The organism is Shewanella sp. HL-SH2, from assembly GCF_051164935.1.
Classification (GTDB): Bacteria; Pseudomonadota; Gammaproteobacteria; order Enterobacterales; family Shewanellaceae; genus Shewanella; species Shewanella glacialimarina.
Genome location: NZ_CP195035.1, coordinates 3,971,109 through 3,995,300, shown reverse-complemented (window position 1 = coordinate 3,995,300; position 24,192 = coordinate 3,971,109). Strand labels below are relative to the sequence as shown.

The 24,192-nt window shown below is 41.4% G+C and carries 23 protein-coding genes and 1 riboswitch; of the genes, 16 read left to right on the top strand and 7 right to left on the bottom strand.

Annotation, left to right across the window (positions count from 1 at the left end):
- Positions 1 to 13: 13 nt before the first annotated feature.
- Complete coding sequence (locus ACRWP9_RS17475; protein ID WP_434927041.1) at positions 14 to 463, bottom strand: MarR family winged helix-turn-helix transcriptional regulator; 450 nt, start codon at positions 461 to 463, stop codon at positions 14 to 16.
- Between the two features lie 152 nt (positions 464 to 615).
- Here ACRWP9_RS17475 and ACRWP9_RS17470 point away from each other — a divergent pair, with 152 nt between their 5' ends.
- The 3 genes from ACRWP9_RS17470 (at position 616) to ACRWP9_RS17460 (ending at position 3,174) form a co-directional block, all read left to right on the top strand.
- Complete coding sequence (locus ACRWP9_RS17470; RefSeq protein WP_434927040.1) at positions 616 to 1,650, top strand: NADP-dependent oxidoreductase; 1,035 nt, start codon at positions 616 to 618, stop codon at positions 1,648 to 1,650.
- Positions 1,651 to 1,681: 31 nt separating this feature from the next.
- Positions 1,682 to 2,359 carry a type 1 glutamine amidotransferase domain-containing protein gene (locus ACRWP9_RS17465; protein ID WP_434927039.1) on the top strand — a complete coding sequence of 226 codons (678 nt, stop codon included), beginning with the start codon at positions 1,682 to 1,684 and terminating at the stop codon, positions 2,357 to 2,359.
- A 200-nt stretch (positions 2,360 to 2,559) separates the two neighbouring features.
- Complete coding sequence (locus ACRWP9_RS17460) at positions 2,560 to 3,174, top strand: hypothetical protein (RefSeq protein WP_226413604.1); 615 nt, start codon at positions 2,560 to 2,562, stop codon at positions 3,172 to 3,174.
- A gap of 7 nt (positions 3,175 to 3,181) precedes the next feature.
- Here ACRWP9_RS17460 and ACRWP9_RS17455 read toward each other — a convergent pair whose 3' ends face one another.
- Positions 3,182 to 4,027 carry a TIGR03899 family protein gene (locus ACRWP9_RS17455; RefSeq protein WP_434927038.1) on the bottom strand — a complete coding sequence of 282 codons (846 nt, stop codon included), beginning with the start codon at positions 4,025 to 4,027 and terminating at the stop codon, positions 3,182 to 3,184.
- Positions 4,028 to 4,038: 11 nt separating this feature from the next.
- On the bottom strand, positions 4,039 to 5,172 hold the full coding sequence (locus ACRWP9_RS17450; RefSeq protein WP_434929129.1) for an MFS transporter: 1,134 nt from the start codon (positions 5,170 to 5,172) through the stop codon (positions 4,039 to 4,041).
- Between the two features lie 298 nt (positions 5,173 to 5,470).
- Between ACRWP9_RS17450 and ACRWP9_RS17445 the strand changes: the two genes are divergently transcribed.
- The 6 genes from ACRWP9_RS17445 to ACRWP9_RS17420 all read left to right on the top strand — a co-directional run bounded on the left by ACRWP9_RS17445 (position 5,471) and on the right by ACRWP9_RS17420 (position 11,781).
- Positions 5,471 to 6,886 carry a hypothetical protein gene (locus ACRWP9_RS17445; RefSeq protein ID WP_434927037.1) on the top strand — a complete coding sequence of 472 codons (1,416 nt, stop codon included), beginning with the start codon at positions 5,471 to 5,473 and terminating at the stop codon, positions 6,884 to 6,886.
- 67 nt (positions 6,887 to 6,953) lie between these two features.
- Positions 6,954 to 8,108: an imelysin family protein gene (locus tag ACRWP9_RS17440; RefSeq protein WP_434927036.1), complete on the top strand. Its 1,155-nt coding sequence runs from the start codon at positions 6,954 to 6,956 to the stop codon at positions 8,106 to 8,108.
- 72 nt (positions 8,109 to 8,180) lie between these two features.
- A complete protein-coding gene (locus ACRWP9_RS17435; protein WP_434927035.1) occupies positions 8,181 to 9,818 on the top strand; it encodes a di-heme oxidoredictase family protein in 1,638 nt (545 codons plus the stop codon).
- A gap of 145 nt (positions 9,819 to 9,963) precedes the next feature.
- Positions 9,964 to 10,485 carry a menaquinone-dependent protoporphyrinogen IX dehydrogenase gene (hemG, locus tag ACRWP9_RS17430; RefSeq protein WP_434927034.1) on the top strand — a complete coding sequence of 174 codons (522 nt, stop codon included), beginning with the start codon at positions 9,964 to 9,966 and terminating at the stop codon, positions 10,483 to 10,485.
- A gap of 4 nt (positions 10,486 to 10,489) precedes the next feature.
- Complete coding sequence (locus tag ACRWP9_RS17425; RefSeq protein WP_434927033.1) at positions 10,490 to 11,005, top strand: cytochrome b/b6 domain-containing protein; 516 nt, start codon at positions 10,490 to 10,492, stop codon at positions 11,003 to 11,005.
- 164 nt (positions 11,006 to 11,169) lie between these two features.
- Positions 11,170 to 11,781 (top strand): hypothetical protein, encoded by a 612-nt coding sequence (locus ACRWP9_RS17420; protein WP_434927032.1) that lies wholly within the window; start codon positions 11,170 to 11,172, stop codon positions 11,779 to 11,781.
- A 131-nt stretch (positions 11,782 to 11,912) separates the two neighbouring features.
- On the opposite strand, the gene ACRWP9_RS17415 is transcribed toward ACRWP9_RS17420, so the two are convergent.
- On the bottom strand, positions 11,913 to 12,593 hold the full coding sequence (locus tag ACRWP9_RS17415) for a thiol:disulfide interchange protein DsbA/DsbL (protein ID WP_434927031.1): 681 nt from the start codon (positions 12,591 to 12,593) through the stop codon (positions 11,913 to 11,915).
- A 146-nt stretch (positions 12,594 to 12,739) separates the two neighbouring features.
- Positions 12,740 to 13,399, bottom strand: coding sequence for a DNA-J related domain-containing protein (locus ACRWP9_RS17410; RefSeq protein ID WP_434927030.1), 660 nt, complete (start codon positions 13,397 to 13,399; stop codon positions 12,740 to 12,742).
- A gap of 180 nt (positions 13,400 to 13,579) precedes the next feature.
- On the opposite strand from ACRWP9_RS17410, the gene ACRWP9_RS17405 reads away from it, so the two are divergent.
- The 6 genes from ACRWP9_RS17405 (at position 13,580) to ACRWP9_RS17380 (ending at position 20,739) form a co-directional block, all read left to right on the top strand.
- Positions 13,580 to 14,146 carry a phosphoribosyltransferase gene (locus ACRWP9_RS17405; RefSeq protein WP_434927029.1) on the top strand — a complete coding sequence of 189 codons (567 nt, stop codon included), beginning with the start codon at positions 13,580 to 13,582 and terminating at the stop codon, positions 14,144 to 14,146.
- A gap of 120 nt (positions 14,147 to 14,266) precedes the next feature.
- On the top strand, positions 14,267 to 16,180 hold the full coding sequence (locus tag ACRWP9_RS17400) for a peptidase U32 family protein (RefSeq protein ID WP_434927028.1): 1,914 nt from the start codon (positions 14,267 to 14,269) through the stop codon (positions 16,178 to 16,180).
- An 86-nt stretch (positions 16,181 to 16,266) separates the two neighbouring features.
- Entirely contained in the window at positions 16,267 to 16,566 is a 300-nt protein-coding gene (locus ACRWP9_RS17395) for a DUF3622 domain-containing protein (protein WP_226413615.1), read from the top strand.
- Between the two features lie 160 nt (positions 16,567 to 16,726).
- Entirely contained in the window at positions 16,727 to 17,392 is a 666-nt protein-coding gene (locus ACRWP9_RS17390; RefSeq protein WP_434927027.1) for a hypothetical protein, read from the top strand.
- Between the two features lie 133 nt (positions 17,393 to 17,525).
- A riboswitch (cobalamin riboswitch) is annotated at positions 17,526 to 17,720 on the top strand.
- A gap of 121 nt (positions 17,721 to 17,841) precedes the next feature.
- Positions 17,842 to 19,836, top strand: a complete 1,995-nt coding sequence (locus ACRWP9_RS17385; protein WP_434927026.1) for a TonB-dependent receptor family protein — start codon at positions 17,842 to 17,844, stop codon at positions 19,834 to 19,836.
- A gap of 162 nt (positions 19,837 to 19,998) precedes the next feature.
- Positions 19,999 to 20,739: an HDOD domain-containing protein gene (locus ACRWP9_RS17380; protein WP_434927025.1), complete on the top strand. Its 741-nt coding sequence runs from the start codon at positions 19,999 to 20,001 to the stop codon at positions 20,737 to 20,739.
- Between the two features lie 34 nt (positions 20,740 to 20,773).
- Here the strand turns inward: ACRWP9_RS17380 and ACRWP9_RS17375 are convergent, their stop codons facing one another.
- Both ACRWP9_RS17375 and queG read right to left on the bottom strand, forming a co-directional pair.
- Entirely contained in the window at positions 20,774 to 21,688 is a 915-nt protein-coding gene (locus ACRWP9_RS17375) for a LysR family transcriptional regulator (protein ID WP_434927024.1), read from the bottom strand.
- Between the two features lie 336 nt (positions 21,689 to 22,024).
- A complete protein-coding gene (queG, locus tag ACRWP9_RS17370) occupies positions 22,025 to 23,209 on the bottom strand; it encodes a tRNA epoxyqueuosine(34) reductase QueG (RefSeq protein WP_434929128.1) in 1,185 nt (394 codons plus the stop codon).
- Between the two features lie 165 nt (positions 23,210 to 23,374).
- On the opposite strand from queG, the gene ACRWP9_RS17365 reads away from it, so the two are divergent.
- Entirely contained in the window at positions 23,375 to 24,154 is a 780-nt protein-coding gene (locus ACRWP9_RS17365) for a substrate-binding periplasmic protein (protein WP_434927023.1), read from the top strand.
- Positions 24,155 to 24,192 lie beyond the last annotated feature (38 nt).

The window sequence follows — 24,192 nt, the reverse complement described above, 5'->3', positions numbered from 1 at the left end:
TTTTATGTTAGGGCTAAGGCAGATTGATTTGCTTTGGTAGCTTATTACGAAAAGCATCTAAGCGTTGTTTAAGGTCGGACATTTCGGCCTCATCAATACCACTTTGTAACTTAACGTGCTGAGTGATTTGCATGGCTTTTGACTTTAGCGCGATACCTTTTTCAGTGAGAGTTAATGACAGTTGTCTGTCGTCCTCAGGGTGTCTAACGCGTTGGATATAATCTAAAGCTTCAAGCCGTTTGACTACCGGTGTGATAGCTCCCGATTTTTGGGCCAGTTTTTGGGCAACATCTTTAAGGCTTAAGCCTTCATTTTGCCAAATAATCAACATCACCAGGTATTGGGTGTAGGTTAGCCCTAGCGAGTTTAATAAAGGTTTATAAAGCTGAGTAATCGCAAGTGATGTTGAATAAACAGCGAAACAAAGTTGATTATCAAGATGTAACTGGTGATCTTCTTTCATAACTCACTCTGTCTGGACTGTGATAAAAATGGCTCACAGTCACGTAAATAAGTAAAACGTGTGACGATGTTACCACTGTTGTTTTAGCTATTGTAGCCTTCATTGAGTCAACCTTTGTCAACGTTTTGGATTGCAATTAAAAAGGATTAATCATGTCATCAAACAATCGTCGTATCGTTTTAGCCTCTCGTCCACAGGGCGAACCGACTGCCGAAAACTTCCGTTTAGAAACCGTCAGCAAGCCAACGCCACAATCTGGTGAAGTGTTATTGCGTGCGGTTTATTTATCACTTGACCCTTACATGCGTGGACGCATGAATGATGCTAAATCCTATGCTGATCCGGTTGGTATTGATGAAGTGATGGTCGGCGCGACTGTGTCACAGGTTGAAGCAAGTCAGCACCCTGATTACAAGGTAGGCGATTGGGTATTGGCCTTTGGTGGTTGGCAGGATTACTGCGTATCAAACGGTGAAGGCCTAATGAACTTAGGCGCTAACCCAAGTATGCCATCTTATGCGTTAGGCATTATGGGCATGCCAGGATTTACCGCATATATGGGGCTGCTTGAAATCGGCGCGCCTAAAGCGGGTGATACTTTAGTGGTTGCTGCGGCAACGGGGCCTGTTGGCGCAACTGTTGGCCAAATTGGTAAGCTTAAAGGCTGTAAAGTGGTTGGCATAGCGGGTGGTGCTGAAAAATGTCGCCATGCGGTTGAAGTACTTGGTTTTGATGCCTGTATCGACCATAAAGCAGCTGATTTTGCTGAACAGTTAGCTGCGCACTGTGACCAAGGCATTGATGTGTATTTTGAAAATGTCGGTGGCAAGGTATTTGATGCTGTTTTACCTTTACTTAACACAGGTGCACGAGTACCAGTGTGTGGGATGATTTCGCAATATAACGCCACCTCATTACCTGCAGGACCGGATCGTTTATCACTGCTGATGGGCACCTTGTTAGTGAAGCGCATTAAGATGCAAGGCTTTATCATTTTTGATGATTATGGCCATCGTTACCCTGAATTTGCTAAGGATATGAGCCAGTGGTTAGCCAATGGCAAGATCCAATATCGTGAGCATTTAGTCGACGGTATAGAGAACACGACTAAAGCGTTTATCGGCCTGTTAAAAGGCGAAAATTTTGGCAAATTAGTGATTAAACTGAATGAGCCACTGTCTATTTAATGAGATTTTTTACTTTATTAGGAATACATAAATGAAAGTACTAATGGTATTAACATCGCACGACAAATTAGGCGATACAGGGCATAAAACCGGTTTTTGGCTAGAAGAGTTAGCCGCGCCATATTATGTGTTTAAAGACAGTAATGTTGACGTGGTACTGGCGTCGCCGTTAGGTGGACAACCACCGTTAGACCCTAAAAGTGATGAAGTGGATTTTCAAACTGAGTCGACTAAGCGCTTTAAATTAGACACAGATGCCCAACAACAACTGGCTACAACCTTATTGTTGTCGTCGGTAGATATTGCCGATTATGATGCGGTATTTTACCCTGGTGGCCATGGTCCATTATGGGATTTAGTCGAAGACAGCACATCAATTGCTTTGATTGAACATGCGGTAAAACAAGACAAGGTATTAGGGTTAGTTTGTCATGCACCAGGCGCACTTAAGCACGCTAAAAATGCTGATGGCACCTCTGTTGTTAAAGGCAGAAAAGTCACAGGATTTACTAATGGCGAAGAGGATGCGGTGCAATTAACCGACATAGTGCCATTTTTAGTCGAAGACATGTTAATTGCCAATGGCGCAGATTATGCCAAGGCAGATGACTGGCATCCGTTTGCGCAGGTTGATGGTAAATTAGTGACAGGTCAAAACCCTGCGTCATCTGAGCTAGTAGCACATAAAATGTTGGCACTTTTAAGCTAATTGCTATTATTTATTGGCTTATGCAAAAGCAAACTTAGGTTTGCTTTTTTGTTTTTTACGGACAAAAAATAGATTTTAGTAGGTAAATAGTTGTACAAAACATTAATTTTTCTCAATATAACGGTTAAAGTTTATTCGAATGTCAAAATAATGATATATTGCGCTCAATATGAAATGTGAACCAAGAGGATATGGAAAGCGTGTCGAAATCGTTGAGTGATGAAGAGTTAGCCTGTTTTAGTGATATTTTTACATCAAAGATGACTTTAGGTAATCCTTTACAGTCTAGAACTGATGCGGACATTTTGGCTGATAACTCTTTAAGTGTTTCGACAGAAATTCCTCAGGTATTAGCCCATATTCTGGGTGAGGCTAAATTAACCTTGCTGGCTGAAATTAGTCACTATCGTTTGTGGTTTCCGCTAGTGTTAAAGCGCGATGAACTAGGGCAGTTTATTCCTGTATTAGGCGTACCTGAAGTGGTCGATATGCAAGGTGTTGAACGCAGCTGGCGCGTAACCGATTTAAAAGATGTCACCGTTGTTGGTAATACTGAGCAAGAGGTTGAGGTGTTGTCGCTATCCAGCTCTGGCTTAACGATTAAAATGCGCGGTGACTTACACGCAGAAATGCCTACATCTGGCAAACTTATGCTGACCAATGGTTTGCAAGTGGATGTAGATTTTGAGCCCGTACGTGCTGAAAATGGTATTATGGCGGCTAAAATTAATGCCCATGGTGAAGCAAGGGAAGCGTTAAGGCAGTTTTTGTTCAGCGCCCACAAAACCAAGTATTCTCACCTTTATAATATTTAACTCATATCTAGCTAATATTAAAATCCTGCTGCAATACGCCTCTTAACATTTGGTTGAAACCTTTATCTTGTTTTGCTGCAATCAGCTGGCAAATTTCATCGCCAATGGTGGTTAATCGATAATAGGTAAATAGCAGGTGTTGGCTTTTGGGTTGAAGAGTAAAATTATCATGCACAAATTGCATGGGTAATTTTACTTTAGGGTCAAGCAGGCCTGTTTCAAACTCACTATTATGGATCACCCCCGCATCTATTAAGGTTAAAATATTTGAGTAAGGCAACCCATATTGAGACAAGGGGATATTTACCTGATTATTTTTACGAAAATATTGCTTCACCCCGCCATTTATCCGATAACCACTGAGTAATTTATAACGGTTATCTGTGCCAATTTTAGCCGACATGCCTAAGGCTTTTTCAAGAATAAGCGCTTCACGAAAGGTGAATTGTTTTAGTACTAACAGCGAACGAAGGCTAAAGTTACCTGGAGACACTATTTCACTGGCAAGAATACGCGCCCATAAATCCTGCATTTTGCGATTATGAATTTGCTCGGCCATTTGAAAAAACTGATGACTCCAATCAGCATCTAAATCGACACCCGTTACATCTGAAGGGGTGTAATTTAATGCTAATGCAAAAATATTTTCCAGATTGGCTTGATATGCACTTAGCTGTTTACGCTGGCGATGCTGCGCCCGCTCGGCAATAGATGCGCTTGATGGACGGTAATCTTCTTCACTGGCTAGCCCTAACATGCGCCCGAGTAACAAGGCTTTTTTGCGCGCAGACATATTGGCGGTATCTGCCGCTTGTATATCGACTTCAATGATATTGTTGTCTGGTTCAGCCATTATTTACTCATTTATTCGCGTGGTTTAGGCCAGTAAGTTTCAAATCCTGGTTTGGGTGATTTGGGGACATTGAATGCCAGTAATAAAGAGCATACCGCGAATCCTGTGCCGATGAAAAAGACATATTTAGGCGAACTTAACCACAGCATACCCAATAGTACAGGAATGATCACCGCGGCAATGTGGTTAATGGTGAAGCTAACCGACATGGTTGAGGCTATATCTTGTTTATCAGCAATTTTTTGAAAGTAGGTTTTCATTGCGATTGCCATGGCAAACAATAAATGATCAATCACATATAACCCCGCTGCTACATGGGCATTTTCAACATAGGCATAGCTGATAAAAATAATAATTAAGCCCACATATTCAAAGATAAGCGCATAACGCTCACCAATGCGACCAATCAGTTTTCCAATAGCGGGGGCAAAAAATAAATTCACCACATAGTTAATTAAGAACAGGGCGGTTATTTCTGATACCGAATAGCCAAACTTTTCGACCATCATAAAGCCGGCAAAAACCATAAATATTTGCCGACGCGCGCCGGAGAAAAAGGTTAGCAAGTAATATAACCAGTATCGTTTACGCACTAATAAATGTTTGTGCTGTGTTTCGCTAATAGCAAAACGGGGGAAGTACAGACTCATCATCAGCACCATTATTAGTCCTAATGCGCCAATGATTGAATACATCCAAATGTAGTCAAGGTTTAGCCATGTCATGACTAGCCAAATACTGCCATATCCGATTAACGCCGCGGCTGAGCGCCATGCGAGTGCTTTACCCATAAAACCTGGTGCTTCTGCTTTATCTACCCATTGCAATGTTAATGATTGGTTGATGGTTTCAAAATAATGAAAGCCTATCGACATTAAAATTGTGGTCAGATATAGCCCGAGTACGTCGGGAAAAAATCCGGTTATACCCACACCAATACATAACAATGCCAGCGATATAAGGGCAAAGGCTTGTTCGCGAATAAGCAGTAAAACAAATACCGCAGTAAAGGCCAAAAAGCCGGGCACCTCTCGTAAGCTTTGCAGCATACCAATTTCAGCACCGGTAAACGCCGCCCTTTCAATCACAAAGTTGTTTAGTAAGGCTTGCCACACCGCAAATACCATCGACATAACAAAGGTCATCCATAGCAACAAATGCTGTGGATTGGTTTGATAACCCTCAGTGGCTGAGGTATTTGCAGTTGTGCTAGCAGATACATTAGCCGTGGTCAGTGATGATGAATCCATGAAGTTCCAAAGGGTGATTTTAAAAGCGTGTGACCATAGTGGCAAAAAAACATTTTTATGGGAAGTGTAATTTATTTGTAAATGCTGTTGCGAAGAAAGATCTTAATTTTAATGCAAATGATTATCAATTGATTTATTGTGTGGCGAATTATTAAAATAAGCTTAATTATTTAAGTGTACGTGGAGAGTTGATATGAATAGCAAAATCTCACTATTGGCGATGACTTTAGCGAGCGTTATGGGCTTAGGTGTTGTAGCGAATGCAAATGCTGCTAATGAGACCGATGCACTTGCCAAGGCTATTGCCAAGCAAGAAACTGAAATTGCAGCATTAAAGCAGCAGTTAAATCTATTAACCGAGCAACAAAAGTCACAGTCTGCACAGCAACAGGTTGAGCGCGATGCCTTAACGTCAAAGGTTGAAACCGTTGCCAGTGAGGTCTTTGCAGCGCAAGACCGTTATAGCCGCTTCAGTTTTAAATCTTACGGCACCGCGAACTACACCAGCGATGAATATTTCGATAACGTTCAAGATACCACCCCTGAGCGCCGTAATCGTTTTGACTTAGAGCGCATAGTGACTGAGTTTGGTTATCAGTTCACCGATGAGTGGAGCATGGAAGTTGAGATTGAATATGAACATGGTGGCACAGGCACATCGCTTGAGTATGATGGTTTTGATGAATTTGGCGAGTTTGAATCTGAAGTTGAAGCGGGCGGCGAAGTCATTGTTGAAAAAGCGGAGATCCGCTATCGCCCAAGTAAAGAATTTGGGGTTAAGTTCGGTAATATTCACCTTCCAATCGGCCTAACCAGCACACTGCACAAGCCTAATCAATATCTCACCGTTTTGCGCCACAAAAGTGAAGCGGCCATGTTACCGGCTGTGTGGAATGAAAACGGTATCGGCGTTTATGGTGAAATTAGCGATTTTCATTACCAGGCTCAGGTCGTCAGTGGATTAAATTCAGAATACTTCCGTACCTATGACTGGGCTGCTTCTGGGCATCAAAAACGTTTTGAGCATGTTAACGGCGATGATTTAGCTTTTGCCGGACGTTTAGATTACGGCAACTTTAAAACCGGTAGCGCTGTAGGTGTGGCTTATTACTATGGCAATACTTCAGGTAATCGCCATAAAAGTAATAAGTTAGATGTAGATGGTGCAATGAGTATTGTGTCAGTTGCTGGGGCATTTGTCGAAGGTCCATGGATTCTTCGTGGCCAGTATCTTTATGGCACTCTGGAAAACACTGATGCGATTACTCAGGCCAACAAAACCACCCCAGGTTTACGTCCAGGTAACTTTGCCCAGCTAGGTTCTGAGTCACAATCTTTCTTTGTTGAAGCGGGTGTCAAGCTGGACAGCTGGATCAATATACCAATAACTGCGTTTGCTAACATCGATTACTCAAATCCGCTGATGGCGGTTGAAACGGGGACTGCTACTAAGCGTTTTGAAAATACCTGGAGCAGCATAGGTATCAATTATTTCCCTATTCCTGAAATTGTGATTAAGGCGGAAGGCGGCATACATCAAGTTGCCGTGGCCAGTATTCCTGATACTAATTTCTTCGCATTAGGTGTTGGGTACCAATTTTCTTTATAAGTCAATGTCTTAACAGGCGTTTAATAGTGTGTTTTTTTAACGTTAATTTGTTTTACATGGAGTTTTTATGAAATTTAAATATTCAGCTATCGCATTTTCATTAATCATGGGGTTATCTGCTTGTGGTGGTTCTGGCTCAGATGATACTGCGCCAATCGTGCCAGATGATAGTTTCTCATTTGTTGCGACTGAAATGATCACCAACTTAACCAATGAGGTTATTGTTGACGGTTATGCTGATTTAGCCAGTAAAGGTGAAGCGTTATTTAATGCTACCCAAAGTTTAATTAACTCAACCTCTCAAGCGGATTTAATCGCAGCACAAGCGGCCTGGAAAGCGGCTCGTCAGCCTTGGGAACAAGGTGAGTCGCATATTTTTGGCCCTGTTGACTCATTAAGTATTGACCCGCATTTAGACAGCTGGCCATTAAATACTACTGACCTGCAAACACAGTTAAACAGCGCGGTCGGGTTTGATGCTGAAACCATTAAAGGTTGGAACGATGATGTGCAAGGTTTCCATACTATGGAATACCTATTATTTGGTGATGGCGTTAACGACAACACTAAAGACATTGCCGAGTTAACCACCCGTGAACGTGAGTATCTAGTGGCCTTAGCTGAAGTGTTTCGTGATTACACTAAGCAACTTGATGATGCATGGCAAGTTAGCCATAACCCACAAGATACCAACGCACTGCCATATGCTGAGTTATTAAAGCAACCTGGTACCAGTACTAATACTATTTACTCTTCACAACTGGCGGTTGTTGAAGAATTGATCAATGGCATGATTGGTATTGTCGATGAAGTGGGTAACGGTAAAATTGCTGATCCATTTGGTGACTCAATTACCACTGCTGACACCTCAAAAGTAGAATCGCAATATTCTTGGAATTCATTAACTGACTTTTCAAATAACATTATTGGCGTACGTAATGTTTACCAGGGTGAGTATACCGGCAGTGCAGACAAGCAAGGTTTAATTGATTTTGTTGCTGCTGCAGACACTGTTTTGGCGACTCGCATTGGCAGTGAAATTGATGATGCTATTTTAAAAATTCAAGCGATTAAGGGCAGTAATGATATGCCGTTTCGTCAGGCTATTTTAGATGTTGAGGGCCGTAAGCGTGTGCAAGTGGCTGTTGATGCATTAAGTAAGCTGCAAGCATCGCTAGAATCAGACATGTTACCTTTATTGTCAGATTGGAAAACCAGCTAACGTTTAGTTGAAGTATGCCTGGCCTCAATTGAGGCTAGGTATTTTGATAAACTGTAAAAATGTGTGAACAAAATGATGAAAATAACAACTAAGCTTTATGCGTTAATGTCAGTGATGATGACAACAACAATTTTAGTCGGCTGTGGTGGCAGTGGTGATGAAATTACCACTGAAATAGTACCAGAGCCACCAGTAGTCACTTACCCTAGTTATACCGATATTAGTGCCTCAGGTGGTGATACCACTACCTTTGATGCCAGTAATTCAGGCCATGGTTTTTCTACCCCAGCAACTAATTTAACCGCCAGTGAGTTGGCATTGCATTTGGAGGGTGACGTTAATTTTGAAACCTCTTTTACCACAGCGCCTAATAGTGAACATCCTGAATTAGATGGACTAGGTCCGGTATTTAACAATGCCGATTGCAACTCTTGTCATCAGCGGGATGGGCGTAACTCAACCCCATTTTTAGCCGCCAATGAAACCCGGGTTAAGCTAGGATCTGCCGCGGGAATATTTTTACGCATCAGTAAAGCACCTGATGAAGTGTGCACTGAAGGAACTGCGCAAAACAATTATTGTGCGCCAATAGCCGTGCCTGATTTTGGTGGTCAGCTATTTCACCGCGGCGTGCTTAAAGCTCGCCCAGATTGGCAGCAAAATGCTTTTGTTGGTCAAGCTGATGTATATTTGTCTTATCAGCGCAGCGAAATAACCTACGCTGACGGCAGAACCCTTATCCTTAAAAAACCTTTATTTGATGTTGAAAATCCCTACGATGCACCGGGTGAAACCAAACAAAGCGCTAATGTTACCTCTAACCTATTGCAAGACGACGTACTAATGGGCTGGCGAAACGGTATGCCAGTATTTGGTTTAGGTTTATTAGAAGCGATACCTGAAGCGGATATTTTAGCCAATGTTGATGTCAATGATGCTAATGGCGATGGTGTGTCAGGCCGAGCTAATTGGGTATTTGATGCCGTAAAAGCCCGCGATGGTGTCGCGCATCCAGTGTCATTAGGGCGTTTTGGCTGGAAAGCCAATACCCCTAGCGTACGAGTGCAATCACTAGGCGCATTACGGGGTGACATTGGTATTACTAACCCACTGTTTCCAGACGAAAGTATTGCAGGTACTAGCTTGCATGATGCTTATTTAACCCGTACAGGTTTTGTTGATACCGGCAGTGATGAAAATGGTGAGCCAGAAGCCGATGTTGCGTTCAGTGACTCAGTGACTTTTTACGCTGAAACCTTAGCGGTTCCGGCCAGACGTAACGTCAGTAACAGCAATGTACGTGAGGGAGCACGTTTGTTTGAGCAAGTTAATTGTACAGGTTGTCACACACCATCATTTACCACGAAAACCGCCGGTGATATTGGCGGTGAACCGATGAGCGATAGCTTAAAGGGTCAAACAATTTATCCGTTCAGTGACATGCTATTGCATGACATGGGTGAAGGACTTGCTGATGGCCGCCCTGACTTTTTGGCGAACGGTAATGAATGGCGCACACGTCCTTTATGGGGCATAGGCTTAACTCAAACGGTGAATCCGCAAGCCGGATTTTTACATGATGGCCGTGCGGCAACATTGGAAGAAGCTATTTTATGGCATGGCGGCGAAGCTGAAAAAAGCCAACAAGCTTTTATGGCGTTAACCCAGAATGAGCGAGACCAGGTGGTAGCGTTTTTAATGTCACTATAACGACCGATGTAACCCCTATAAAAGAAGCAAGGCAGGTGCTTGCTTCTTTTGATCTATTTTGATGTTAAAGCCGTGATCTGTTTCAAGGTCAATACCTGCTATATAACGTAATATAAGCGAGTTAATTACTTGTTTAGGCGGCAATATGGCTCAGATCCTTCTTGTTTACTCCAGCGTACACGGACAAACCCGTAGAATATGCGAGTACATCCAACAACAAATACCCCAAGCTGATCATCATGTGACCTTAGCGGCTTTAGATGATGTGAGTGATTTGTCTGGCTTTGATAGAATTTATATTGGTGCAAGTATCCGTCATGGTAAACATCGACCCGCTTTATATGAATTTATTCAGCAGCATCAGGTAGAGTTAGAAACTAAACCCAGCGGCTTTTTTTCAGTCAGTTTGGTGGCGCGCAAACCGAATAAAAACACCCCAGAAACCAATGCCTATATGCAGGCATTTTTACAACAAACCGTATGGAAACCCGCTTTATTACAGACCTTTGCGGGGAATTTAGATTACCAGGGCTATGGCCCAATGGATCGCAATATCATTCGATTTATTATGTGGATGACCAAAGGTCCAACCGATCCCAATACCAAGGTTGAATACACTGACTGGCAAAGGGTGGATGACTTTATCGCTAAAATGATTGAGGCGTAACGCTATGGTACTAAAGCTGATATGGCAAAAAATTGCAGTTAAGCTACATGCATTGGTACTCGTCATGTCGGTCATATTAGTGTGCACTAACCCTTGGGTATTAATAGGGCGGCAATTAAGCGCAAATGCCGGTTTTTGGAGTCACTTTCATGTATACGGCGGCCTAATTACAGCATGTTTAGCGTTATTGTTTGCCATAAAAGTGTGCCTTAAAGGTCAATGGCGACAGTTCTTCCCCTGGTTACTGTTGGACTTTAATCAAGTTAACACGGACTTGATTGGTATATTAACAGGCAAGATACCGGTTGCAGGAGGTAAGGGATTGTTCAGTGTTATTGAAGGAATAGGTGTTATTTTACTTTTGCTGGTGGCGGTCAGCGGTGTGGTTTGGTATTTAGTTGACCCGAGCGATGCCTTAGTATGGCGCAGCTATCATCAAGTGCTTGGCCAATGTTTTATCGGTTTTATGATTATTCACCTGCTATTAGCGTTACTGCATATTAAGGACTTTTTTGACTAAGCCATGTGTTTAGAGGCTAATAGGTTCTTTACCCTTAGTTATTATCATTATCTAAATTATTTAGCGTATTAACACTATTTAACATTTCAGCCACTTGCTATTTCCTTCGCTCAACTGTTTAATTGCGGCAATTTATCTCTACTTCATTTTATTGAGAATTATATATGAAATCGACTCTATGTTGCTTACTGGTTTTAGGCGTTATGGGTATGAGTGGTTGTGCAGCAACTCAGAATAATTTTGCCTCTAAAGTTAAATCAGAAGGTGCGCAAAACCTTGATTTATCTCAACAATGGGAGCAGGGTGATAAGGATGTTAGAAACGGTAAAGAGCAATTACAAGATGGCCGTAAACTGGTGCAAGAAGGTAGTGCTGAGATCCGTGAAGGTGAGAAGCTAATCGCCGAGGCAAGAATTGAAGGCCAGAAACAGAAACAAGCTTTTTTGAGTTTTACTAGCACATTAAATGGTGCACCGACGGGCAAACGAGCGATTGTTTTATTGAATAAGCTGGAAGAAATTGCCGATCTTTGGGAAGACGCTGATGACAAGTTTGCAGATGGTAAAGAATTGGTTGAGGACGGCAATACTAAGTTAGCTGAGGGTGAAAGTGCCATAGAACAAGGCCAAAACCTAATCAATAGCGGCAGTAGCCGTATGAAACAGGCTGAAGGTAAATATCAGCAACGCAATGGTTCAGGATTAGTTGAACAAAGACGTGAAGATAAGGCATTAGTTGAACAAATGCATATCGAAGAAAGGTCGAATAACTTCTAATTGTGATTTAAAATTGCGTCGGTTTTCTAGCGACTTATTTTTAACAATAAATGTTCAACAATAAAAAAACCGATATTAGCAGTGCTATATCGGTTTTTTAGTTTGTAAAATAAATTAGCAGCGCAGTTTAGTTATTTTTGCAATGCTAAGTAGTTCATCACATTGATTAAGTCATCAAGGGTGCGCATTTCGTCCATATTGATGGCGTATTTATCATTAACGATAAAAGTCGGTACGCTTTGAACACGATATATCACTTGCTGTTGGCGCCATAGGCTCAATTTTTTGTCGGTATCAGTACTGTCGGCCAATTCATCATATTTAGCGGCATCAATACCAAATTTAGCAAAGACCTTTTTAATGTCATCGCGGCTATTAACCTGTGACTCATGTTTGTCACCATGGGCACTGTGATCATGACCGCCATCGTTTTCATCGCCTTGAATGGCACCGAACATTGCTACTTTTAACGCTTCTTGATTGTCCTGAGTGTGGATCACCGCTAGCGAGCGCATAACCTCAGTGCCTAAATCGCTGTTCATAAAATCGACATGCTTAGTGTCAAATGTAACTTGCTTGTCTAAGCCTGCTTTAATTTCTGGTAAATACTTGGTTTCCATATTGAAACAGTTGTGACAATAAAAAGAGAAAAACTCAGTCACTTTAGGTTCGCTTGGCACCATGCTATTTGAAACTTGTGTGTAGTGCTTACCTTCTACAAAGGGGGCGGCAAAACTATTAATAGGGGCAATGATTAAAGAAAAAATGAGTGTGCTAATTACGCTGGCGGCTAATGCAAAATGTTTAAACATGAATACCTCAAAATTATGTTATTAATGGAATTTTATCCGCTAATGATGACATATTTTGACAAACTAGACCGAAAGATTTATGTGATCCAGTGGTGATTTGTGACAAATATTGCACTTTTAGTGCTTCCGATAAGCCTACTAATGATTCAGGCAACTAAGCTTTTGTCGCGTAATGTTTGCCATGCTTCACAGACTTCTTTAAAACGTTCGGCATTGCCTTGGTCACGATCAGGGTGCCATTTTAAGGCTAACTTTTTCCATTGCCTTCTGATGTCTTTGTTTGATGCGCTATCATCTAATTCAAATACTTTTAAAGCATGACCTTTATTCATTAATTGGATGTTTACGCCAATATATTCTTGATAGCTGTTCCAGAACGACTCCAACATTTCACGGACGACATTAATGCTGGTATCGTAATTTTTCCAGTCTAAATAGTAATCCCGCAGTGCAGCGTCTTGACGGTGTAATAGGTCTGCGTTGCCTGGCACAATTCTAAACAACTGAATTTCCATAGCCTTCACTTGTAACCATTGCTTGGGTAGCAAAATATCCTGTAACTCATACAAGGCATTCATCAATAGAAAGTTACGTTTAAACAGGTCTTTTTCTGGTAATGGGTCTAAATCATGCATTAGGCCTTTATGTTGCAATTCACTGGCTAAATGATGCACCTTCCAACTGTGATTCGAAGACTGCAATACACTTAACAGTGGCCAAATAAGTGGATTATCACCTTTTTCAGAAGTCATCGATGACGATGGTGCTTCTAAGCTAGGCTCTGCGGAACGTTTTTCAAATAACATAATGAGCGTCTTCATGCTGAAAATGGCGATAAAAAATACTATGCCATAGTGATGATGCAAGGAAAAGCAGATTTTTATCTGCTTTGCGGCGTGTTCATTGTCTAATAAACGTTAACAATGCAGGCAAAGTGGCTGGTTTTGGTATAAAATTCTCCGCAATAAAAATGGGGGTAAACACCAATGACCGATAAACACTTTATAAGCGCGCAACAATTACTTGAAGATTCATTTCGTTTAGCAGCACAGGTTTACCAATCTGGCTTTAGACCCCAATTTATTGTGGGCATATGGCGAGGCGGTGCACCCATTGGTATTGCGGTGCAAGAATATTTTGATTTCAAGGAAGTGGAAACAGATCACATAGCCGTTCGAACCTCATCTTATTATGGTATTGGCACCGACAAGCAAGATAAGAATATTAAAGTGCATGGTTTGCATTACATTATTGAAAATGCCAACGCCACAGATGGCTTACTAATTGTTGATGATGTATTTGATTCTGGTCGCAGCATCCATGCCTTAATCGGTAAGTTGCAGAAATTTATGCGATTAAATATTCCAACGGATATTCGTATTGCTTGTCCTTATTACAAGCCAAACAACACTAAAGTACCGTTAAAACCAGACTACTTTATCCATGAGTCTGACGAGTGGTTAGTGTTTCCGCATGAAGTGAAAGGCTTGACTCCAGACGAAATTGCCAACGGCAAAGCTGATTTGAAAAACATCCAAGATTTATTTATCTAATCTGGGCATTTTTACAACAAATTTGCTAGAATAAGAAAATATATGAGTGCGCCAACAATTTTGTTGGCGCACTTTTTTATCTAACCGATTTTGCTTAATTACAAGAATTGATATAACCATATGGCCTCTGTTGAACTTTTTACACCTACACCCGCCAAAAAGCGTCAGCTTGAACTGTTAGCACCTGCTAAAAATGCCGATTATGGTATTGAGGCAATTCGCCATGGTGCAGATGCGGTTTATATTGGTGGTCCTGCTTTTGGTGCCCGTCATAATGCGGGTAATAGTGTTGAAGATATTGCCCGTTTAGCTGAGTTTGCTCATCGCTATCATGCCCAAGTGTTTGTCGCCTTAAATACTATTTTAATGGACGATGAATTACCTAAAGCTGAGCAAATGATTTGGGACTTATACGAAGCTGGTGTTGATGCGTTAATTATTCAAGATATGGGCGTGTTGCAATTAAACTTACCGCCAATAGCGTTACATGCTAGTACGCAAATGGATAACCGTACCCCTGAAAAATCCGTTTTTTTAGAGCAGGTTGGGTTTTCTCAAGTGGTACTCGCGCGTGAGTTAAATATCCCGCAAATTCGTGATATTGCTAACAGCACTAAAATGAAGTTAGAGTTTTTTATTCATGGCGCCTTATGTGTTAGTTACAGTGGTTTATGTAACTTAAGCCATGCTTATTCTAATCGCAGTGCTAACCGCGGCGAATGTTCACAAATGTGTCGCTTACCGTGTAACTTGACTACTCGAGAAGGTGAGGTGTTAGCGGAAAATCAGCATTTATTGTCTTTAAAAGATAATAACCAAACCGATAACCTTGAAGCGTTAATTGAAGCTGGAGTGTCATCTTTTAAAATTGAAGGCCGTTTAAAAGACATTACTTATCTTAAAAACGTCACCGCCCATTATCGTCAACAATTAGATGCCATTATTGCCAAGCGCAGTGATGTTGAATCTATTTCTCACGGGCGTTGCGAGTTTAATTTTACTCCTGATCCAGATAAAAGCTTTAACCGCGGTAAAACCGACTATTTTGTTACCCAAAGAACCGAAGCGATTGAACACTTTAGTTCGCCGAAATTTATTGGTGAAAAAGTGGGCCGTATTACTCAGGTTGGTAAAGATTTTATCAAACTCGATACGACTGAAAGCGGCAAAGATATTGTGTTCAATAACGGTGATGGTTTGTGCTTTTTTGTTGAGCATTATGAAACTCAGCGTTTGTCGGATGATAAACTTGCAGGAACGCGAGTTAACCGCGCTGACGGTAATACCTTATATTTAACTGAGGTGCCAAAAGATTTAAAAGTTGGCGTGATGATGTTCAGAAACTTCGATCATAAATTTGAATCGACGTTAAATAAAGAATCCGCTACCCGTAAAATCAGTGTTGATATGCAATTGCATGATACTGAAGATGGCGTTGCGCTGACGATGACCGATATTCACGGCATTAGCGCTACGGCCCGTTTGCAATGTGAAAAGCAAGCGGCAAACGATCAAGCTAAATCAGCTGCTAACCTTAAAAAGCAGTTAGGTAAGTTAGGCAGTACCGATTTTACTGTTAATAAGCTGAACTTATTAACCGAACAAGCCTGGTTTTTACCGGCCTCAACCGTAAACGAGCTTCGCCGTGATGCGGTTGATGCCCTAATGCTTGCGCGAGTGGCTGCATATAAACGACCAGAGCGCTGGACACATGATAAAGAGGCGCGTTTCCCGCAGAAATCGTTAAGCTTTTTATCTAACGTTGCCAACGAACAAGCGCGTAATTTTTACGAGCAACATGGTGTTATTCAAATGGAAGACACCTATGAAAAAAATAAAGTGCTACATGACGCACCTTTAATGGTGACCAAGCATTGTTTACGTTACAGCTTTAATTTATGCCCTAAAGAAGTAGAGGGCATAAAAGCTGACCCAATGTTTTTAGATGTCGGTAAAGATAAATTGAAATTAGTGTTTGATTGCCAAAAATGCGAAATGATGATTGTTGGCTCAAATCAGATGGTAAAAAGTTAAACTGCACTTAATAAGCACTTATTAGTACAGTAATAAATTAGGCTAAATGCCTATTAAAGCGTTAATTCACTAGGAAAAATAGATAAATGAGTAAAAAGTATGAGTCTCGCGTGTTTCAAGCTGACAATGGCTGGAAAACAGAAATCACTCGTCGTATGACCTCGACTAAAACGATAGTATCGAAAAGTCATGATGGTTTTGCAACAGAAGCTGAAGCTACAGCATGGGGCGAAGAAGCATTGAAGGGCTTTTTAAGCAAACAAGCTGATCGTAATAAGCGTAAAACGGCTAAACACCTAAAAGCAAAAACCTTGGCAGATGCCATTGCTGCAGAATCAAGTGAAACTGAAGCAGATACTCAAGATTATGATGAAGAGTTAGGTTAGTCATCAAAGTATTTGTTTATACAACGAGTTGTTAAAGATAAGTTTCAAAAAGTAGCTGTTGTGATATATAGTTAGTGCACAATTGCATAGTTATTTTGACTGATATCTAAAATAGCCTCATCAAAGGATGTTGGTGAATGTTTACAAAAGGATGTATGAAATGAAACAGTTTACTGCAATAAAGCTTTGGCTGGGGCTAGCTTGTCTAGTCCCTTGTGCTGTGCTTTTTGCAAAACCGTTCTCTTCAATAAACACGCTGTTTGGCGATGACAACCAAAGCCTTGGTAAAGTTGAAATGCCAAAGGATGTGCAGCAATTAACTGACTTTGCCTCAAAGTTTGGTTTCTTGCCTCCGCTGAATTGGAAATTGGCATTCAGTGAAATGCAAGGTGAGATGTTTATGGCTGAATTCATTCCAGCCAATGAATCGCTAAATGATTGGAGCGGCCTTGTGTGTATGCAAGGCTTTAAAGGCTTAGCTAATGACATTGAACCGCAAAAATTTCTTGATGGAATGGCCGATACCTATAAAGAACATTGCGAAGGCAAGGTAGTTTATACCGTTTTAGGCACATCAGAAGTGGAAGGTTTAGATGCGGTGCATGGTATTTTGGGGTGCACAGTCATGCCCAATATTCATCATGCCTCCATTTTTGTTGAAAAAGATTTTTCCACTATTCCCAAAGGTGAAATTGGATACTTTACTGTGGTTAGCGGCTCCCAAGATCTTTATCTTATCCATAAATCGATACGTGTAGCTGTGTTCAGAGAAAACCAACCCCCGCTTGATGCCAACAACTACCGCGAGTTTATGGCTAACCCTTAAGTCTGTCATATCTTTGATTGCTACGACTGTGAATGCTGAATATTTTTAATGTTCAATTTCTGCCGTAGCTCTCCCTGCCTGTATCTAATTTAGCTGTTAATCCGTATAATCGGCGCGATTTTATGGTCATGATGACTAGTCAATCTTTTGTGGTGCCATAACGTTTAAATGAGCTTATGGATAATCGGGAAATCAGTGAAAAGCTGATACTGCCCCCGCAACGGTGAAAGGTTAAGATAATGTATAACCATTGCATTATTTGTTTGTTGAATAAATTGTTCATACAAAATACCTCAGTCCGGAGACCGGCCCTAAAGATGATTTTGAGATTTCGGTGGGCAGATCTTAAAATGTAATAAGCTATTTTTGATTCGATTTATTCATTCGATGTTGAAAGCGATTTATTGCGACGTAATTGCCCCATTTTCCCTTTCAGGAGTTAAAGGTAAATGGGTACTAATCCAACAAAACTAGCCTTATCATTAAGCGCTATTCTGGGACTTTCGAGTCTTTCTTTGTGTCTATCTGCAAATGAAATTCAATCTATCGCTCAAGCTGACTCTCAAACTAATGATATCGTGCAGCAAGAAGAGAGCATGGTGATTATTGGCCGCCGTGCAGAAACACCACTTAACATTGCAGCTAACGTTAATGTCATTGATGCCGCTGAAATTCAAATGAGCGGCGCCACCAATTTGGGTGATTTATTGCGTGGTCATAGTGGTATTCAGGTTTCCAATAACAATACTGGCCCGGTTTTTTCTATGCGTGGATTTACCGCCTCACAAGCGGCAAATAATACCCTTATTTTGGTCGATGGACGTCGTCTTAATAATATCGATATTGCCGCACCTAACGTCAGCGCCATTTCGCTTAATCAAATTGAGCGCGTAGAAATATTATCTGGCAGTTCTGGGGTGTTATACGGCGATCAAGCTGTGGGTGGCGTAATTAACATTATCACTAAAGCGCCAAATAGCACTGGTGGTAGCTTAGCCGTGTCGGCAGGTAGTTTTGATACTTTAGAAGCAAAGGGTGATGTTGCTGGGGCGATTAATGATGCTTGGCAATATTACTTAGCGGGTCAGTATAACGAGTCGGACAACTATCGTGATGATAATGCCAATGAAACCAGCTCAATATTAGGTCGTTTACAATATAAAACCCTTGAAGAAGATTTTTATATTGAAGCAAACTACTTTGATAATGATCGTCAAACCCCAGGATCGTTAACCAAAGAGCAACTTGAAGAAAATCCACGCCAATCTAACCCTTGGAATAAAGGCGATTATATTCATGGCATGACGACAGCACTGCGCACGGGTTATCACAATCAAGTTACTGATACCTGGACCTTAGGTGCCGATGTCAGCTATACCGACAGTAATAATACCAGCCTGCAATGGGGCAGTTCAGGCCGTAATGAACGTACTTTATTGTCTATTTCACCCAAAGCGGTTGCTAAGTATCAAGTCGAAAGTGGCGAACTAAATATCATTACCGGTATTGATTACAATTTAGGTGAATCAATATTTAGCTTTGGTAGAAGTAATCAACAAACCCAAAGCAGTGCTTATATTCAAGCCTCTGTGCCACTGACAACTTCATTATCCTATGTGGTTGGCGGTCGTTATGCAGAAGCTGAAGATGACCTAGTTGATGGGAATATTTATCCTAATGGCATTGATTTAGACCAGGATGCACATGCATTTGAACTGGGCTTAAATTATCGCCCTAATACTGAACATCGTTTGTATGTGCGTGCTGATGATAACTTCCGTTTTGCTAAAGTGGACGAGCAGGCTTATACCTCACCAGGTACAGTGGGCTTAAAGCCGCAGCTAGGGCGATCATTTGAAGCGGGTTGGGACTATGCATACGATATTCATAATCTACAAATTAATCTGTTTCAACTTGATTTAGAAGATGAAATTGTCTGGGATCAAAGTGCTGAAAAACCAGTCGGTGGTGCTTTCAATGGCGCTAACATTAATGCCGATGCATCGCGTCGATATGGTGTCAGTACTGATTATGATATTCAGCTTAGTCCTGCATTAATGCTTGGTGTTGCATATGACTATATTGATGCCGAGTTTACTGAAGGCGAGAACGCAGGTAAGGCTTTATCCTGGGTGGCCAAACACAATGGCCGCGGTTATGTGAGTTATGATTTTGCTAATCATTGGCAAGTATTTGCTGAAGGTGTTTACACTGGTGAGCGCTTTATTGAAGGTGACAATGCTAACGTTGACCCTAAATTAGACAGCTATGTTCTGACCAATATTGCTGTTAATTACAGTTACCAGCAATGGTCTGCAAGCCTACGGGCTGACAATCTACTTGATGAAGAGTATGTCAGCGCAGGTTACTATTCGGCATGGGGAAGTGGCTTTTATCCAGGCGATGGGCGTAACTTACGTTTAACCGCAGGATATCGTTTTTAAATCTTGCTGATTTAAATCACACTGGCTTAAATGCTATTGGTTTAAATCACAAAGTGACTATACTTTATCAAGCCAACAAGTTTCTTGTTGGCTTTTTTATGCTATGGTTTTGCTAACAGCCTAAATACAAATTTCGATTTAATAATAAGGTGACAATGGGGTATGACGGATCTTGAGCAAAGAGTGTTAACTCAAGTTAGGGCAATTATTGGTAATGAAGATCAAGTCATTGGCCGTCGCGGCATTCTTATTCCGCTAAAAAAAGCGCTAATTAACGAAGCTGATATCAGAGTTGTGATTGATATTGTGTCAGATGATCCCGCATTAGCAGGACACTTACTTATGCGCAGTAATACCGCGCAAACGGCAGGGCTTATATCAACTAAGAATCGCAGCATTAAAGATGCGCTAATTCGTCTTGGTCAGGTTAACATTTATCGTTATGCATTTTCGTTCTATCTAAAAGAACGTTTAGATGGTCTTGCCGAGCCTTATAAAAAGTTGATCCATGGCTATTGGAAATTGAACGAGTTAATTGCGGTTGATTCTATTTCGCTTTTACGTCAAGAAACCGAAAAGGGTAGCGGCCTAAAAATTGACGCCGATGAAATGCAAACCTTGGCACTGTTTAGTGTGTTTGGCCAGGTTATCGCCTTAACCGCTTTTGCTTACTTGAACAGCGAGCAAGAAACCCCCGTATCACTGCGGGTTATTAAGTCGTTACTTGACAACCATCAGCAAACACTTTCAATTGAAGCCTTTGAATCTTTAGGTCTAGATGATGATTTGCGTATTGAGTTTATGATTGCGCATAACTTACAACAAACTAAAAACCCTGACTCAGCAGGGCTTCTTTTGCGTAGAGTCTTGTCGAAAAGAGGTTTGTTGATAAATCCCCTATAGCGCCAGACCTGAGTGGTGCTAAACCTTTGAAGTGTTAGGCCTGAGTTAGACTCGATCTTTGCAGCGCCAACCCTTCCTGTGCCACTAATTCTAACCATTTCTGAATTAAGTTAGCATTGGTGGCATCACGTCTATAGGCTCCAAACAATGGTCGTTTTAAGCCTTCAGCGCCTAATGGTAATGAGGTTAAGCTTAAGCCCTGGCTTTCTTTAATTGACCATGTAGGCAGCGCTGCAACCCCATCATTACAGGCTACTCTTTGTAATAACATTGAGGTTAAATCACATTGTTTTTGTTCACCAATTTCTATCCCGGCTGGCTCTAAAAAGTGCTTATAAATATCTAAACGGGTAAGCGGCACAGGGTATGTCAATAATGTCTGTTTGGCTAAATGTACAGGGCTAATAAAAGCTTGCTTAGCCAATGGATTATTATTGGCAACCACTAATTTAACCTCAAAATCAAACAAGTGCTGATACGCCAAAGTATGTCCAGGTACAGGATCAGAAGTGAGTACTATGTCTAATCCGCCAGTTTCAAGCGCATTAAGGGAGTCGAAAAGATGACGGCTTGAAATATCAATCTGTGCATCGGGTGCGTGTTGCTTAAATGCTTCAATAACAGGCATTAACCATCTAAAGCAACTGTGGCATTCAATGCCTAATTTGAGTTGTTGATTTTCACCTTCTAATCCACGCTTCAAATCAGATTCTGTCGCAATCACCTTTGGCAAAATTTCTTCAGCAAGGTTAAGTAAACGGGCACCTTCGTGGGTGAAGGTGAGCGGTTTACTTTTACGAACAAAAATAGATGAATTAATGCGGGTTTCTAATTCTTTAATTTGGTGAGAAAGAGCCGATTGGGTTACAAAACGTTTCTTAGCTGCACCCGCTAAACTGCCACTTTCCTTTAACGCCATTAAGGTGCGAAGGTGTCTAAGTTCTATCATTGCTCACTCCACATGAAACTTACTCAACTTACCGATGAAATCAATTCGATTACTTGGTAGCAGGTTAGCACAATAAACTTCTAGACGTCCAGACGCCTGTGTAATTTATTTACACAAAGGCAACAATAATCTGTTCGCCCACAAGAAAAGTAGTATGAAAATTACGAGTTTAGCTTTTATGCGCTTTGTTGGGTAAGGCGCACTTAAGTTGGCTTTATAGGGGAGCTGGTAAGATTGGGAAGAGCAAGTTTGGAGTTAGCTGAGTTTGGAATTAGCCGAGTAGTGCATGATTATTTCATTACTGCTAGTAAAACTATACTCACACACTCGCTGAAACTAGGCATCTCTTGGCAGCCCTTTTTGAACACTGCGAATAACCCGTTGGGTTTTGCGGCTTAGCGGTTCTATTATGGCGAGCGCTTGTTCCGCTAGCTTTACTTGCTGCTGATTAATGGCCCATTCAATATGTTCAATGACTAATGCATCTACTTCATCTGTTTGAGCTTTTTGAGTCAGTGCGGCAATAATATCATCGCTTGCGGGAGCGTTACCTAGGGCGACGGCTATGTTGCGTAGCCAGCGTTTGTGGCCGATGCGGCGGATAGCACTGCCTTCGGTGTTTGACAAAAATGCACTTTCTGACCATGCAAACAAACTCAGTAAGTCAGGTTGTATTAGTTTTGCCCTGGTATGAAAGTCGGTTTCCTGGGTGAGTGGGGCTTTGGCATTGACCGGGCATACTAGCTGGCAGTCGTCGCAACCATAAATTCGATTGCCAATTAAGGGTCTAAACTCTTCCGGAATAGCAGTTTGTAATTCTATGGTGAGATAGGATATACAGCGCCTGGCGTCAACAACATAAGGGGCGACAATCGCATCTGTTGGGCAAGACTTGATGCAGGCCACACAGGTATTACAGCCGTCTTTAATAGGGACATCAGTTGGCAGGGGCAAGTTAATTAATAATTCGCCGAGAAAAAACCAGCTGCCTGCGTCTGGATGTAAAATTAGCGAGTGTTTGCCTGTCCAGCCTAAGCCTGCTTTTTCAGCTAGAGGTCTTTCTAAAATGGGCGCAGAGTCGACAAAAGGGCGAAAGTCGGTGTTATTAAACGCAAGACTTTGACAGTGTGATGCTATTTTTTCGCCAAGTTGTTTTAGCCGTTGTCGCATGAGTTTATGGTAGTCACGGCCACCGGCATAACGTGAGATATAAGCTAAATTAGGGTCAGTTAAGTTACTGGCAAACCCTGCATCAGGTGGCAGGTAATCCATGCGTGCACTAATCACTCTAATACAACCAGGGTGAAGTTCTGCTGGCCTTGCACGCATCATGCCGTGGTTAGCCATATAACCCATATCACCGTGGTAACCTTTATCTAACCATGCTTGCAAATCAGCTTCGTGTGCTGATAGGTCAACATCTGCGATACCAATATGTGCAAAACCTAAATGTTTACCCCATTGCTTAATTTCTCGGGCAAGCTCGGCAAGTTGGTTTACACTTAGTACAGTATTGGGCATGTCAGTATTGAGTAGCGCAGTCGATTCGGCCATGGTAAATCATTAGGTGTGAGTAATCTTGCCGTTGATTATACGCTATCTGTAATGGACTATAGATTTTTTCATTGGGAAAATTCGGTCTTATTATTATGTGTAAGATATTGTATAAAAGAGTGGGGGTTGGCATTGAAGCAACTTTTTTATGTGTTATTAGCGGCTTTAGTTTGCATTAAGTGTGAACAATCAATTGCCGCTGAGCCCTTGATGATCGTCGCAGAAGATTGGGCACCGATGAGTTATCGTGTTAATGATCAACCTACGGGTTACGTTATTGAGTTAATTCAAGTGCTGCAGTTACAATTATCTAGAACAGATCCGATAGTCTTTTTACCTTGGGCACGGGCTAATTTGCTAGGTCAATCTCAAAAAAATGTTTTATTAATTGCCATGGCCAAGAATCATCAACGAGAAAGTCGATTTTCATTTATTGGGCCAATTGCTGAAGGAAGTATGGGGATTTTTGTACTTAAGGATGACCCTATCAAGTTAGATAATTTGAGTGACCTAACTAATCAAGGGGACATAGGGGTATACCGCGAAGGTGATTGTCAGCAGACACTTAAAGACTCGCATATAAGTCAATTAGCTGTGGCAAATTATCCTGACCAAAGCGTCAAACAGCTAGTGTTGTCTAGGGTTCGTTTTTTGTGTCAGGCTGATTTTGGTGTGCCGTATACACTTAATCAAATTGGTAAGCGTAAGTCTGATGTAAGAATGGCATATAAAATTAAAGATTTAGCGATATATTTAGCCTTTTCTGATGGCACATCACCAGCGCTTATCCAACAATGGCATCAGGCATTAGGTCAATTTATGCAAACGCCAGAATATACAGCTTTGTATCAAAAGTGGTTTGAAACTGACTTGCACCCTAATGAACCAAAGTTATTTACCGTGAATAATTAACTAAACCCCTTAATACAGTTTTTGAAGCTGCTTGCTAC

Excerpts from the sequence above, each read along its gene's own strand:
- ACRWP9_RS17380 (WP_434927025.1), top strand. The coding sequence starts at position 19,999 with ATGACGGATCTTGAGCAAAGAGTGTTAACTCAAGTTAGGGCAATTATT.
- ACRWP9_RS17450 (WP_434929129.1), bottom strand. The coding sequence starts at position 5,172 with ATGACCTTTGTTATGTCGATGGTATTTGCGGTGTGGCAAGCCTTACTA.
- ACRWP9_RS17435 (WP_434927035.1), top strand. The coding sequence starts at position 8,181 with ATGATGAAAATAACAACTAAGCTTTATGCGTTAATGTCAGTGATGATG.
- ACRWP9_RS17470 (WP_434927040.1), top strand. The coding sequence starts at position 616 with ATGTCATCAAACAATCGTCGTATCGTTTTAGCCTCTCGTCCACAGGGC.
- ACRWP9_RS17455 (WP_434927038.1), bottom strand. The coding sequence starts at position 4,027 with ATGGCTGAACCAGACAACAATATCATTGAAGTCGATATACAAGCGGCA.
- ACRWP9_RS17465 (WP_434927039.1), top strand. The coding sequence starts at position 1,682 with ATGAAAGTACTAATGGTATTAACATCGCACGACAAATTAGGCGATACA.
- ACRWP9_RS17400 (WP_434927028.1), top strand. The coding sequence starts at position 14,267 with ATGGCCTCTGTTGAACTTTTTACACCTACACCCGCCAAAAAGCGTCAG.
- ACRWP9_RS17410 (WP_434927030.1), bottom strand. The coding sequence starts at position 13,399 with ATGTTATTTGAAAAACGTTCCGCAGAGCCTAGCTTAGAAGCACCATCG.
- ACRWP9_RS17420 (WP_434927032.1), top strand. The coding sequence starts at position 11,170 with ATGAAATCGACTCTATGTTGCTTACTGGTTTTAGGCGTTATGGGTATG.
- ACRWP9_RS17385 (WP_434927026.1), top strand. The coding sequence starts at position 17,842 with ATGGGTACTAATCCAACAAAACTAGCCTTATCATTAAGCGCTATTCTG.
- ACRWP9_RS17390 (WP_434927027.1), top strand. The coding sequence starts at position 16,727 with ATGAAACAGTTTACTGCAATAAAGCTTTGGCTGGGGCTAGCTTGTCTA.
- ACRWP9_RS17425 (WP_434927033.1), top strand. The coding sequence starts at position 10,490 with ATGGTACTAAAGCTGATATGGCAAAAAATTGCAGTTAAGCTACATGCA.
- ACRWP9_RS17415 (WP_434927031.1), bottom strand. The coding sequence starts at position 12,593 with ATGTTTAAACATTTTGCATTAGCCGCCAGCGTAATTAGCACACTCATT.
- queG (WP_434929128.1), bottom strand. The coding sequence starts at position 23,209 with ATGCCCAATACTGTACTAAGTGTAAACCAACTTGCCGAGCTTGCCCGA.
- hemG (WP_434927034.1), top strand. The coding sequence starts at position 9,964 with ATGGCTCAGATCCTTCTTGTTTACTCCAGCGTACACGGACAAACCCGT.
- ACRWP9_RS17440 (WP_434927036.1), top strand. The coding sequence starts at position 6,954 with ATGAAATTTAAATATTCAGCTATCGCATTTTCATTAATCATGGGGTTA.
- ACRWP9_RS17405 (WP_434927029.1), top strand. The coding sequence starts at position 13,580 with ATGACCGATAAACACTTTATAAGCGCGCAACAATTACTTGAAGATTCA.
- ACRWP9_RS17375 (WP_434927024.1), bottom strand. The coding sequence starts at position 21,688 with ATGATAGAACTTAGACACCTTCGCACCTTAATGGCGTTAAAGGAAAGT.
- ACRWP9_RS17475 (WP_434927041.1), bottom strand. The coding sequence starts at position 463 with ATGAAAGAAGATCACCAGTTACATCTTGATAATCAACTTTGTTTCGCT.
- ACRWP9_RS17445 (WP_434927037.1), top strand. The coding sequence starts at position 5,471 with ATGAATAGCAAAATCTCACTATTGGCGATGACTTTAGCGAGCGTTATG.
- ACRWP9_RS17395 (WP_226413615.1), top strand. The coding sequence starts at position 16,267 with ATGAGTAAAAAGTATGAGTCTCGCGTGTTTCAAGCTGACAATGGCTGG.